This window comes from Geobacillus uzenensis, assembly GCF_002217665.1.
GTDB lineage: Bacteria > Bacillota > Bacilli > Bacillales > Anoxybacillaceae > Geobacillus > Geobacillus subterraneus.
Genome location: NZ_NEWL01000009.1, coordinates 160,167 through 172,878 on the forward strand (window position 1 = coordinate 160,167; position 12,712 = coordinate 172,878).

The 12,712-nt window shown below is 49.7% G+C and carries 12 protein-coding genes and 1 CRISPR repeat array; of the genes, 2 read left to right on the plus strand and 10 right to left on the minus strand.

What is annotated here, in order from left to right; translation table 11 throughout:
• Positions 1-341: 341 nt before the first annotated feature.
• Both B9L21_RS14215 and B9L21_RS14220 read right to left on the minus strand, forming a co-directional pair.
• Positions 342-1,226, minus strand: a complete 885-nt coding sequence (locus B9L21_RS14215; RefSeq protein WP_021321902.1) for an Rpn family recombination-promoting nuclease/putative transposase — start codon at positions 1,224-1,226, stop codon at positions 342-344.
• Positions 1,227-1,392: 166 nt separating this feature from the next.
• Complete coding sequence (locus B9L21_RS14220; RefSeq protein WP_042382650.1) at positions 1,393-1,602, minus strand: hypothetical protein; 210 nt, start codon at positions 1,600-1,602, stop codon at positions 1,393-1,395.
• Between the two features lie 131 nt (positions 1,603-1,733).
• Here B9L21_RS14220 and B9L21_RS18145 point away from each other — a divergent pair, with 131 nt between their 5' ends.
• Positions 1,734-2,309: an IS630 family transposase gene (locus B9L21_RS18145; RefSeq protein WP_063166858.1), complete on the plus strand. Its 576-nt coding sequence runs from the start codon at positions 1,734-1,736 to the stop codon at positions 2,307-2,309.
• Positions 2,263-2,802 (plus strand): IS630 family transposase, encoded by a 540-nt coding sequence (locus B9L21_RS18150; RefSeq protein ID WP_063166859.1) that lies wholly within the window; start codon positions 2,263-2,265, stop codon positions 2,800-2,802. Before B9L21_RS18145 ends, B9L21_RS18150 begins: the two co-directional genes overlap by 47 nt.
• 108 nt (positions 2,803-2,910) lie before the next feature.
• A CRISPR array of direct repeats spans positions 2,911-3,801; the repeat unit is 30 nt; unit sequence GTTTCAATCCCTCATAGGTACGATAAAAAC.
• 185 nt (positions 3,802-3,986) lie between these two features.
• Here the strand turns inward: B9L21_RS18150 and cmr6 are convergent.
• The 8 genes from cmr6 to B9L21_RS14265 are packed head-to-tail and all read right to left on the minus strand — an operon-like array spanning position 3,987 to position 12,680.
• On the minus strand, positions 3,987-5,132 hold the full coding sequence (cmr6, locus tag B9L21_RS14230; RefSeq protein ID WP_063166860.1) for a type III-B CRISPR module RAMP protein Cmr6: 1,146 nt from the start codon (positions 5,130-5,132) through the stop codon (positions 3,987-3,989).
• A 12-nt stretch (positions 5,133-5,144) separates the two neighbouring features.
• Complete coding sequence (gene cmr5 / locus B9L21_RS14235; protein ID WP_063166861.1) at positions 5,145-5,555, minus strand: type III-B CRISPR module-associated protein Cmr5; 411 nt, start codon at positions 5,553-5,555, stop codon at positions 5,145-5,147.
• Between the two features lie 15 nt (positions 5,556-5,570).
• Positions 5,571-6,464 carry a type III-B CRISPR module RAMP protein Cmr4 gene (gene cmr4 / locus B9L21_RS14240; protein WP_063166862.1) on the minus strand — a complete coding sequence of 298 codons (894 nt, stop codon included), beginning with the start codon at positions 6,462-6,464 and terminating at the stop codon, positions 5,571-5,573.
• The gene (locus B9L21_RS14245) at positions 6,464-7,594 is read right to left on the minus strand and encodes a type III-B CRISPR module-associated Cmr3 family protein (RefSeq protein ID WP_063166863.1); all 1,131 of its coding nucleotides are present in this window, start codon (positions 7,592-7,594) and stop codon (positions 6,464-6,466) included. The genes cmr4 and B9L21_RS14245 overlap by 1 nt, the downstream gene beginning before the upstream one ends.
• Positions 7,591-9,234 (minus strand): type III-B CRISPR-associated protein Cas10/Cmr2, encoded by a 1,644-nt coding sequence (gene cas10 / locus B9L21_RS14250; RefSeq protein ID WP_063166864.1) that lies wholly within the window; start codon positions 9,232-9,234, stop codon positions 7,591-7,593. The genes B9L21_RS14245 and cas10 overlap by 4 nt, the downstream gene beginning before the upstream one ends.
• Positions 9,231-10,136, minus strand: a complete 906-nt coding sequence (gene cmr1 / locus B9L21_RS14255) for a type III-B CRISPR module RAMP protein Cmr1 (protein ID WP_063166865.1) — start codon at positions 10,134-10,136, stop codon at positions 9,231-9,233. The genes cas10 and cmr1 overlap by 4 nt, the downstream gene beginning before the upstream one ends.
• A 13-nt stretch (positions 10,137-10,149) precedes the next feature.
• Positions 10,150-11,475, minus strand: coding sequence for a TIGR02221 family CRISPR-associated protein (gene csx2, locus B9L21_RS14260; RefSeq protein WP_063166866.1), 1,326 nt, complete (start codon positions 11,473-11,475; stop codon positions 10,150-10,152).
• A gap of 2 nt (positions 11,476-11,477) precedes the next feature.
• Complete coding sequence (locus tag B9L21_RS14265; protein WP_063166867.1) at positions 11,478-12,680, minus strand: putative CRISPR-associated protein; 1,203 nt, start codon at positions 12,678-12,680, stop codon at positions 11,478-11,480.
• Between the last annotated feature and the right edge of the window lie 32 nt (positions 12,681-12,712).

Sequence of the window (12,712 nt, forward strand, 5' to 3'; positions counted from 1 at the left end):
TAATATTTAGTGATTATAAATCATCGTTCAAACCACAGACGAAAAAATTGGCACATAGCCCACATAATCGTTATGCATCAAAACTCCGTAACGCTTGCCCAACTCCAAGAGGGGCCCACATAACTCCTGAAAAAATCTGTTTCACGCAAAACATCGATTAAGGAAAAAAAGGCCATGGACAACCTTTTTCCCTCCCCTATAAAAATCACGTGGTACGATTCTCACGGAACAAGCGGCTGAAGTCAAACTTCATGAAAAAAAGGCGGTGGATAACCGCCTTCTTCTTTCCCTCTTACTCATTCAACAGGAAACACCAGGATGAGATCGACCCCCTTTCCCTCTTACTCGCTCAGCAAGCTTCGAACCTCTTCTTCAGAAAGATCAACCAACCGGGCAATCTCGGCGGCCGTCATCCCTTTTTGCGCCATCGTCTCAATGAGCCGCTTCATTCCTTGCTTCATCCCTTGCTCAAGGCCGCGTTTTACCCCTTCTTCCAGCCCCTCTTTCTTCCCTTTTTGCTCGTAGGAGATGATCAGCTCCAACACTTTCTCTCGTTCTTTCGTTTCCATCGCCTTCACCTCGCTTTGCAGCTGTTGTTCCTCTTCCTCCGTCAGCTTCACGTACGTCTCAAAAAACCCAAGCAGCAGCCGCTGCCTTGCCTCATCGAGCTCCAACCGCACCAGCATGCGCAAAAACTCTTTTTTCAGCTCCACCTTCTCTCTTTCAGTATACCCCATTTGACTGAGCAGCGCAGCCGCGACCGGGTTGTCGTGCCGGATGTACTCCCGCCACTGCTTCTTCCGCAACGCCACCGGAAAAAAGCGAAACTGCAGCACTTCCCCAAACGGAAATTCCATCGAAAACACAGACGGTTCCTCGCGGAGAGAATCATAGTGGAAGACGGCGATCGGGACGATGCGGGTCCGGTAGGTTTCATACAAGCGGCTGAAATAGAGGAACATGCGCTCGGCAAACGTCGGCTGGACATACCCTTGCGTTTCCACGTGCACGATGATCAGCCCGTCTTCGCCTTTCAGCTTCGTCTCGACCAGCAGATCAACGCGGTACTTTTCGCCAGCCGTCACATCAGTAAACAGCTCTTCGGATAAAAAGGACAGATGGTGGAAATCGATATGCTCGTGCATGTCGGGGAAAAAGAGGAGCAGAAACTCTTCGAAAAACGTGCGGATCAGCTCTTTGAACAGCCGATCATGGTCAATCGCCATTCAATCACCTCACCTTGATGGTCTCTCTTTTTCTATTCGCCGTCCCCAAGGCGGCATCCTGCTCACAGTGAGAAATTCGTCATAGGTACGATAAAAACGGCAGAAGGAACTCCAATTGTCACGACCGGGATGACGTTTCAATCCCTTTATAGGTACGATAAAAACTTCACATTTTAAGACCGTACATATCCACAAAAAACTGGTACACTTTAGGTTCGCCTAGTTGTAGGATTTCGACCACCGCTTTTTTGACTTCTTCTTTCACCTGTGATGTCCAGACAGACGTTTGAAAGTACCATCGACTGATGATTTCATCCAATTTGTCCATGTTGTCCATGTTTTGAATGTAGCCGATCAAGTCATAGATCGTGATCATGGTTTCTTCACCCCCAGTTCATTCATTGCAACTATATACATGCTCATTGAAAAGTTAACCTTCGTATAAGTGGTTCCCACTCCGGTTATACTGCTCCTAAGGAAAAGTATGGAAAAGGAGCGGAATTCTGCATGAAACGTCTCAAAATCACCAACGATCATGGATGGACACCTCGGACACTTCGCAAACAGGAACGGAAAATCAAAAACACCCTTCTTCGCCAACGGGTGATGGCGGTTCGCCTGGTCATGGAAGGCTATTTGGGCAAAGAGGTGGCCTCCATGGTCAACGTGTGCCGACAAACTGTTTCCCATTATGTGTCGCTGTTCAACGAAGGCGGCCTTGAACTCCTGCTTCATCGGGATTTCGCCCCCGGGCGGGAGCCGTTTCTCACGGAAGAACAGCAAGAAAAGATCAAACAGCTTGTATTGACCACCACTCCCGCGGAACTGGGCTGGGACGTCGCTTCGGCGTGGAACACCAAACTCCTGCAATCCTATGTCGCAAAGCAATTCGGTGTTTCCATTTCCCGCGAAGCGTTGCGAAAACTCCTGCACCGCAAAGGGCTGTCGTGGACACGACCGACGTACACACTGGCGAAAGGAAATCCGGATGAGCAAAAGCAATTTGAAAAACAAATGGATCTGATAAAAAAAAAACTTGATCACCAAGGAGACAGAAGATGCTGTTCTTCTGTACATCGATGAAACCCATATCCGCTCTTACCATGTCTTGCGGTCCACATGGTCGGAAGTCGGCCGCCAAAAACAAGTGCCGACGTTCGGCCATCATGCCCACGTATCGCTGTTTGGCGCGGTCAACATCCACGATGGCGAAACGGTGCTTCATCAAACGACCGCTGCCAATGCCGCGACGTTCTTGGATTTCTTGAGAATGCTCAAACAGCGCTATTTAGACCGTCTCATGGTTTTGGTGTTGGATAACGCCCGCATTCACCATGCCAAAATGGTCAAGGAGTTTTTGCGGGAAGAAGGACAGTGTTTTCACTTTATTTACCTTCCTCCGTATTCTCCGCAACTGAACCCGATCGAACGCTTGTGGAAATGGCTGAAAGACACCGTGATCGCCAATGTGTTTCACAAAAATCGAAACGATATCGTCCAGGCCATTGCTCGGTTTGTCCACTACATCCACGAACGTCCGGAGGAAGTGCTGCAACGCTTAGGGTGTGCAGGATGAGAAGTTAACTCTTTATGTTGCATGTATATAGTAGACACAAGCAGATTTCCCGGTTCGCTGTGCCGAATCTAATCCCGGATTCCAGGCCTTCTTTGATCATCTGCCGAAGTTTCAATCCCTCATAGGTACGATAAAAACTGCGCACTCAACTAGGAGTGCCGCAAGCTGGGCTGCGTTTCAATCCCTCATAGGTACGATAAAAACGAGGTGTTGCGGTGAGCGTTGTTTTGCGGACGAGGCGTTTCAATCCCTCATAGGTACGATAAAAACGTGGAGCTTGGGGAGCTGGCGAACGAAGCAAGGTTCTTGTTTCAATCCCTCATAGGTACGATAAAAACGCCAAACCCTATCACCTGCTTTAGTGAAAGAGGCAATGTTTCAATCCCTCATAGGTACGATAAAAACAAGACGGATCCGCCGCCACTGTTGATATAGATGTTGTTTCAATCCCTCATAGGTACGATAAAAACCACTCCGCCCGACCGTCTCGGACGGAGGATAAAGGGTTTCAATCCCTCATAGGTACGATAAAAACATTGCGCGACGATGAAGCGTTTGTATTCGGTGAAGGTTTCAATCCCTCATAGGTACGATAAAAACCGAATACACTGCCGCCATAGCTGTCAATCCATACGGGTTTCAATCCCTCATAGGTACGATAAAAACAATTGCGCGACGATGAAGCGTTTGTATTCGGTGAAGGTTTCAATCCCTCATAGGTACGATAAAAACGTAGTATCTTTGTATTTGAGCGTCAAACATGTAGGTGTTTCAATCCCTCATAGGTACGATAAAAACGAACGGATATGTTTATATAACTGAACATGATGAGGTGTTTCAATCCCTCATAGGTACGATAAAAACCAATGTCAACGTCTACATATTCGGTATCAAATGTACGGTTTCAATCCCTCATAGGTACGATAAAAACCGACAAACTCATTGAATTGCTCAATGCAGAAACGTGGCGTTTCAATCCCTCATAGGTACGATAAAAACCCCAAAAAGTGTTGTCATATCAACCTTTTCCCTTCAACGTCATCATCAGAATAACACGTTTCGAAGATTCTGTCAATCAAGTCTATCCTTGATGGCTGTAGGGATCAGGCGATCAAAACCAATGTCGTCGACCCCCTGGGGTTTTTGCGTGATTGGAGGTCGACGACAAACGAAAGGCGGTTTGGTTATGAGCCGTTAAGCAGCTGTTGAATGACGTTGATTTTTTCTTTTTGCTTTTTGCTGGCGCTTTTTTCCCATTGGCCGATCCGTTGCCAATACGCAAGCAGCGCTTGAGCGGCCTGTTTGTTTTGTTGTTGGATGACTTGACTATATAGGATGTCTTTGCTGCGCTGCTGATCGGCTTGGCTGTCGGTGAGCTGCTCGATTTCAGCGACAAGCCGTTCTTCTGGGGAAAGCAGGGCAAGTTTTGCTTGCTCTTCTTCCTCGCGCTTCCGCTGTTCCAGCAATGCCTGCTCTTTTTTCCGCTGTTCAAGCCGCATCGTTTCTTTTCGGACAACGGGAAGAAATTCCGTTTCCGTCACATCCTCCACATCGATGAATCGGCCATAGCCCGATGATGTTTTCGATCCAATTCCCCATTCTGTCAGCGCCGCCTTCGTCCATGCCGCGGCTTCCTCCAGCAGACGCTTCGCCTCTTCATCGCTTTGTGCCGAGCGGTTTGCTGTCAAGTAGATCTCCACCTCAGCGGCCGTGACCGTCCAAAACGAAACAGGGACGGGCTTTTGGTCATCGGTCGCTGCCTTTTTCCCTTCGTAATACTCTTTCATATGCACAGCAAGGGCATCGCGGACGAGTTGCAGCCCATCGATGAGAAAAATATCGTGAAATTGAACCATGCCTTTCTTTTCTTGCGTTCCAAACACGTCCCTTCCGATCTTCTGTTCGGAAAGGCTTTTTTCTTCCCCTTGACCGTATGCTTCGATCCACCAGTGGCGGACAAGTCCTTTTACGCTCGAGGCGGGAATGTACGGCAGTCCGTATACGGGATGGATCGTCAATGAGGTCTCGCGGACATGGCCAGCACCAAGGCCATGGATGATTCGACCGGCAAGGCGTGCTTTGAGCTTTTTGACATGCCCGGTTTGCGCCCATGCAGCCATGGCGTGTTCACGCTGCGCCCGCAACTGTTCTCCCACTGCTTTGAGTTCTGGAAGGATCGGAACAGGCTTTAGTCGTTTGGATAACTCCCACACTCTTTTTTTATCGTTCCACTCATGTTCTAAAAAGTAATAGAGATGGTACGCCAAATGGGCCATGGACTTGCTGGCGGCCTGCATGACGTCCCGCGTGTCTTTTGGATGAAAAAGCATGCTCATTCCTCCTTACTCCGCCGTCCCGCCATCGTCCTTCGCCATCCCGTCGGCAAACTTGCGCATCCAATCAAGCAACGCGACCGCCTCCATCGTCCATAGCCGATATTCTGCACTCGATAAATGGACGATGACTTCCACCAACTCTTCATTCCCGCTTGGGAACTGGTCAGGAAACTGCTCTTTCATCCATTTTGCGAGCGTATGATAAATCACTTTATACTCGTTTTGTTTCTTTTTTTGGAAATAAAACGCCAATGTTTGCCCAAGGCCGTTCACTTGAATGAGAGACGGCATTTTTTTCACGTACGAACGATACGTTTCAAAATTCTCCCTTAACTGTTCTTTCGCCCGTTTGACCTCTTGGAACGCGAAAGCGGCGCGTCCATTCTCAATCCCAACCCGTTGCACCGTTTTTTTCATCTTTGTCTCCTCCATTTACAGCCAAATGGTTCTCATCATTCCACGTCCTAGCGTACTGTTTCCGCCCAATTGAAAGACAGACGGAAATTTCCCGCTTTTCACTAAATACTGTTCAATGTCGTTCGCGGTGGTCAGTCCATTGATTCCGTTGCCGCGCGCATGGCCAATATAAAGGAAGCTGTAAAAGAACGTCTCCGGCGGCACATTTTCTTCGTACCAAAGCGCCCCATTGTCCACCGTTCCCGTCTCGTGGGAAATGCGAATACGTGCATTGACTTCCGTCGATAGTTTGACAAAATCGACAAAATCATCGTCAGACAGCACGACAAGACGTTCTGGAAGACGGAGGCGGCTGTATTCGCCAATGAGAGTCGCTAACTGTTCGGCAAGCTGTTGGGCCTCTCGTGAAATCGTGACGTCGAACGTATATTCTTCAAGGACGATGCGTCCATTTACGGCCATCAACCGGTCACTGCTCACCGTATTTGGCGCTGGAACTGGAAGCGGTTGAAAAGCGTTCTCTTTGCTGATTGTTTCTTGGTGAATGCTCATTTCCTGATTCCAGCGTTCAAGTACGTGAGGGCATGTAATCCAAGCAAACACGCCGCGAAGCGATTTGACAGGGAACAATAGCACACGAGCGTCGCTCAATGCAATAGCGCTCGCCTGCGTGACACTTTCCTCCCCTCGGTCAGCTCCAAAAATAAGGTCGAGCTCCTTCTTTTCTTCCGGCAACGCTTGTACCATATGATACCGCACTGCTCCTTTGAGAGAGGAACTCTCAATCTTCGGGAAACCAGTATGTTTCTCACGCTGGATCGGCAAGTCGACAAGCCCAATTTCACTTCCACTTCCCGCGTGGACAGACGTAACCGCATGCAAAACAAACGGACGAACAATGGAATACATTACAACTCCTCCTCACTTTCACTGGCACTGGTTACAATCGCAAAGCCAAAACCTTCTTCGGCTCCTTCATCGGTCAGATGAATGCCGTCAAGGACCGAGAAAATAAGCGGCAGTTCCTCATCACGCTCCACCTTCACGTAAACGACAGAACCGGCCGGAACCATCCATTTCCGTGGTTTTGGGCGATGATGGACGATATCCCACCCACCGTACAGCTCTGGACGGCCAATGGCAGAAGCAAGCCATTCAACGGTTGCGCCATTCGGCCATCTCCAATGCACGCCGTCAAAGGTGGCAGGGCGGGAACCGTTTGAAAAAATGGCAGGGGACAAAAACACGACTTTCGCTAGTTTTGTCCGTTGAATCGTCTGTTCAAGGGTCTTCCTTTCGTCCACGCTCCATAAACGAAACTGCTCCGGCGTTTGCCGAATCGACCAAGGGCGGTTCTCACCGCCAATCCGCGCCCATTTCACGGCAGAAAAGTCCGGCTCATCACTGATGTAAGCAACCAGCGAGGCATCGCCTAAAAAGCGGCTTTTCTCCACCCGGTACAAAAATTTCTCGCGGGCGGTTCGTTTGCTGTCATCCAATTGAATGCCCACTTTCGCTTCGCGCACGATAAATGACGATAAGGATCGAAGCGAGGTGATCGGCTGACTAGCGAGTAACGCGCGTTTCCATTCATCGACAGAAACGTAGCGATGTTGCGAACTTTTTGTTTTCTCCCTCCGTGATGAGGCAAGCCGCCATCCTGGGGACGATGAAGCGGGTTTTCGATCCTTGACTAGCTCCAACGGATACGCTGTGAGCGACTCCCCTTCCTCAACGACTTGATAGTCAAGTGGGAGAGGCAAAAACAGCTGATCCCCATCCGCAAGCCCACAATAATGAAGGCGAAACGCCCCATGTTCGTTCGGCGTGCCCATCCATTGCTTCACATGTTCGTCTGCGCCTCTGGCAAAGTCCTCAAACGAACTGTGTGTGTAAATATACGCCGCCCGCAACGCCCCGTAAATCGTGTTCGGCCGCGGCGGAAACATGGGCTCCATGACGGTCGTTTCCCCTGCTTGTGTGGCATGATGATTTTTGAAAAAAAACGTATCGGTCGGCCTCAATGTCAGCTTGGTCATACGTCGCTCCCCTCGCTCCGTCTAAAAAAGGTCAACATCTTTAACAAATGCAAAAAATCATAGCCGCGTGGCACGGCATCATACAGCGCCATGAGCGCATCCGTATGGCTGCGCAAATCACGTTCCTTCCATTGATTCCCTTCTTTCACTGATCGCTTGAGCAGACGGCGAAGCTCAACGGCCAGCATGTCACGGTTTTCCCATTTCGGGCAGTCCTTTTCGTGCAACAACGGCGCAAACGCTTGGGTAAAGTGGAAAATAAAGTTCGGTGAGATTGAAGTCTTTAACAAGGCAACGAATTGTTCTAACCGGCTTGATGCCATTTTTCCTTTGATCATCCACGGAAGTATGGCTTCGGCAATCTCACCCGACCGAGTATGCACCGCCAGTGCCAAGGCGTCTTTTTGCTGATTCGTCTGTTCGTTACGGTACTGTTTCGCTTTTTGTTCGAGTGCTCTTGCCTCATTTAGCACATGCTGCAGCGGCGCTTTTTTATGGGCAATCACCAATCCGAACGAAGCCGTCGCCCCTTCCCCTAACCCTTGCTGTTCATCACTGAATGCCAAGCGAAGCAGCTCAGCGGCCTTTAACGCCTCATCGACCGGCAAAAAGGCGAGCACATCATCACCGCCTGCATAGACAAGCTCACCATGACATTGTTGTTCGACAATGCGAGGAACGACTTCTTTGGAAAAGCGAGCGAGCTTTTGACTCGTCCGGCTGTATTCTTCTTTCTGTTCTCCGGAAAACCATCTGCCCATGTTATCGCCATCCATCATAAGCACCGCGTAGTAATCGCCCGAACCGATGTCCAGCACAGATGGGAACGGCCGAAATGACGCTCCGAACAAGTCCGTGAAGTAATCACGGGCAACACGCTTCCCTAAACAAATGCCGCATAAAAACTCATTGTCTTTCACGCGGCCAACGCGCCGTTCATCTTCACCGTCTCCATCTCTTCCTTGAAACTTTCCAGCCCTTCTCTTCCACAAATTTGCCGTTTTCCTCTTGATTTCGCCGTAACGATCAAAATCGTCGATTTCTTCTAGACGCAGCGCCTCCCGTTCCTTGCAGACAGAACAAACAAGCCCTTGCTGGGGAACAGAGGCGTAATGTTTCTCATTTTTCAACGCGCCTAATCGGCGTTCAGCCCGTTCACGCACAGTTCGGAATGATGCGGATGGCTCATACGGTTCCGCCACCCAATAAACTTCCAAAAACGATTGCACTTGCTGCTCCACCATCGTTTCAAGCTGTTGCCGCTCATCGTCTGACAGATGCGGGAACATGCGTGAGACCGCTTGAAAACAGAAATCGAGAAACACATTGCGGACGTCTTGTTCGGTTTCCCGCAACCAACCGCAAACGTCAGTTTCTGTACCTTCCATAACCGCTGTTAGGCGGTTGGGGAGCGAAGCAACACGAAGTTCACGAAGCGAGAGCGTGCGCAGTTCCTCTTTTCCAACTAGCGGATAAATCATCTCACAGCCGGCACCATATTGGTAAAAGCGTTTCATCGCCTCTCTTACCAGATGCGACAAAATATAGCTTCCGCTCCAAAAATCTTCTGTTTTGCGGGCCGATGCAATAAACGACTGTACAGGTCCCACCGTAAAAAGAACAATATATCGATTCGTCATACCCTCACCCCAACGATTTCCAAAAACCGCTTCCGGTCTTGTTCGTAACGCGGCTCATTGTACCGCTGTTCATTCGTCCTCACTTCTGAGATGATCGGATAATACCGTCCGCCGATTTTCCTTACTGTGCACCATAATGGCGAAGCGAGCTTATCCCTTCCGTGCACAAAGCCGAGCGTTCCGTACCGATTGGCCTCATGGGACGCTTTTCCAAACCCCTTCAGCACTTCGCTCGCGCTATCTTTTCCTTCCCCGACCCAGACAGCGAATAATATCGGGTGGGGCGTCTTCACAGCTGCGGTTCGCGCTACGATGCAGCCGCGACTTGCGAAGGAAAACGCCGATGCCACCCCGAGATGGCTCAACACGGTATGTAAACTATTGGCGTATTCTTCAACAGTGTTCCACTCGTGTCCTGTCCACTGCACCGCCCCAAATCCGCGGCGCGATCGTTGTCCGATCCCGGCGAGATGAAGCATATACTGGAAATACCATTCATACATCTCCAACTTTGATTCATGCCGTTTCCGCACCGAAACCGTCACTGTCACTTCTTTTCCGGCTGAAAGGGCGGGCACAGTGAAGGAAGACGACTTGTGCGGCAAAATGTTTTCTTTTTTCGCTCCCTGCACCGTCTCTGACATCGATAGATGAACAGGAGACTGCTGCTTCATCACCCTCGTTCCACCAAACATGATTTCCTCTTCCCGAAGCAGGTCATTGACATTCGGCTGATCCTGGAGCGTACGCCAAAAATAGCGCCACACCCCCCGCAGCGACGGGAGGCGAAACTCGGCTTGGGCCCGCGGCTCAGCTCCATGAATGGCCGCTGGCGTCAACAATACAAGCTGATACGGCGATTCGACAACAGCGGTCGCCGTAGCCGATTCATAACGTTCCATCATCTGCTCCCCTTTACTTTGACATCGACTTTGCCAACATCGACATCCGCTCAAAAAATGAAGAAAATTGTTCAAACAGCGCAACCGCCTTCGGCATAAACTTTTCTGCTGGCAGCGGATTGGGACGTGTGCCCGCATGGTTGATATCGTTGCGCAGCTCTTTGATTTGGCCAAACGGCTTCAATTCCTCCCGATAAGAGTCAAGCGCATTCGCCATCCGCTCCACCAACTCGAACGAATGAACCCGCCATTCGTCCCTCGGAATCCGACGCAGCACGATTTGAATGGTCGAATGGATGTCATTCCGCACCTCTTCCTTGCGTTCATCGAGCGAAAACGCCCGGCAAATCGCCGTCACTGTGTTTTCCTCAAGCATCGTTAGCGCTGATTGGATGAGTCCATGATTCAAACACCACCGAACCGCTTGCCAACTGTTGATGATCGGATCATCACTAAAAATGGCATACTTCTTTTCCATTTCGTCAAGCAGCGGAACAAGCGGTTTGACCGCTTCGGTCGGCGCTGAACGGACACGCGCCAGTTGTTCGCGAAATTTCCGCACTTCCTCATCAATGTCCAAACTCCGGCACGTGCGGATCGCTTTTTCTGTCTGATCCAATTGTTTCGCTAACTTGTTTAACGCCGCCACCTCGTTGCGCAGCTCTCGGCTTGCCGTTGGATCACAGAAGACGTGACGGTTTTCCTTTTCCGTCAGCGCCCGAATCAACGCCGCATCCCCCGTACGCAAAAACTGGTCGACGCCATTCGTCCAATCAAGCAAGCTGGCCATGCTCGTCAAATTGACAATCGGCGCCAATCGCTCTTCTGGCGGCAGTTGCTTAACATCCATCGGGCGCCCCAGCACCTCAAACCAGCCATACACAATTGCCCCGATCTCGGCCTTTTTCACCAAGCGGGCATAATTCAACACAATGAGTGCTACAAACGGAATGGAACGAAAACTATGGGTAATATCGAAATAGATCGTATCCCCTTCCCCAATTTCTGACATAACGCGATCAAACAGCCGCCAATTGGTCCGTTCATCCTGACCGTTGTCAATGTCAACCATCTTCACATTCGCTTCAGGGGCGATGCGGCGGAAAGCGGTCATTAGTCCTTCCAGCTGCTCTTCCCCTCTCAAGCGGTCCTCTCCATTTCGCTCCCGCGCTTCTTTTGTCGCAAACACAATGACATCCATCGGTTGCTCGCCGTGCAACAGCTCGTACACCGCCGTCTGAACAAAACGGGTATACGAGGAAGTTTTTCCCTCATACGTATAAAAACAATATTCATAGTCACTTAACCCTAAAAATGACAACAACACATGTCTTCCCATCGTCATGATCCCCCCGTCCCTACCAGTTGCGCCGTCACATCCGAAAATGATGAATCGTCTTCATAAATCCCTTTTCCTCTCACCGCCTCCCGCTCATACCGGTCATGATCGAGCCATAAGTAATTGGCGTACAGGCGGTCTTCCTCTTCGACATACCGATAGGCGAGCCGAAACGCCGTTTGGCCGTTGCTTGCCCCTTTGTATAAGTGATATTTGGCTTTGCGCGGATCAATCGTTTCAAACGATTTTTCATGGTACAAAACCGAAGCGTCGCCTTCACGATATTTTAATTTTTTGACTAGTTCTTGCATCTGTTGGTACACAAATAGCGACTGATGACGATTATGCCGAAGCATATCGGCCACTTGCCGCGATACAAAATAAGACGTTTCAAAAAGATGCTTATACTTTTCATGCTCGAGCAAAAACTGGCCAAACGCGCTCAAACAAACGAACTCTGCATCCCGATAAAATAAGGAAGGGTATTGTTCAATGCATTGCTTTTCTTGATAGGAAAGCTCGTTCATCGCCACCAAATCCATTTGGCACTTGCGAAGCAACTCAAAATAACGGCGCACAAATTGTTCGTCGATGTGAATCGGTACGGGTGGAATTTCATGCAAAACTTGTCCATCCTCGTGCATATAAGCAGTTGGATAGTTTAAGAATGCCCCAACAATATAGCCAAGCGAAGTCATCACTTTATACCCGCCGATCGGCGCAAAACAAGTCGTCGATGGCTCGCCGTGCATCAGGGCATTCGCAACCTTCGACATATACTCTCCCAGCGTTTCTTGCAATCGCCTCCGATGGTTCACATCTACTTCTACATACACAACACGGACATTCGCTTTAAAATCCCGTTCAAGCAAATGGACAAGCATCGCCTCAACGACCCGCCCTCCAACCGTGTCCGTAACAATGAGAACGATCGTCGGTCTCTCTCCTAGTTTTCCTTGTCGATGAAGCTCGTAAATCATCGAATACTCTGCACAAACACGGTTAGGCTGCTGAGCGGCCTCATGAGCAAACTGCCGGGCATGGCGCAACCAACGATCTATCTTGCTTTGTTTTTGTTCATCCACGTCCCGGTCATGAATCCAAGAACGAATCTCCCCTAGCGTCTCGTCTCGATTCACCGAAAAGACATTCCTAGCCCCCGTCAATAACGAAACGCCGCATGTCAATACAATGTGCTGATACAAGCCAATCTCTCTCCTATTCTTCAAATCTCCAT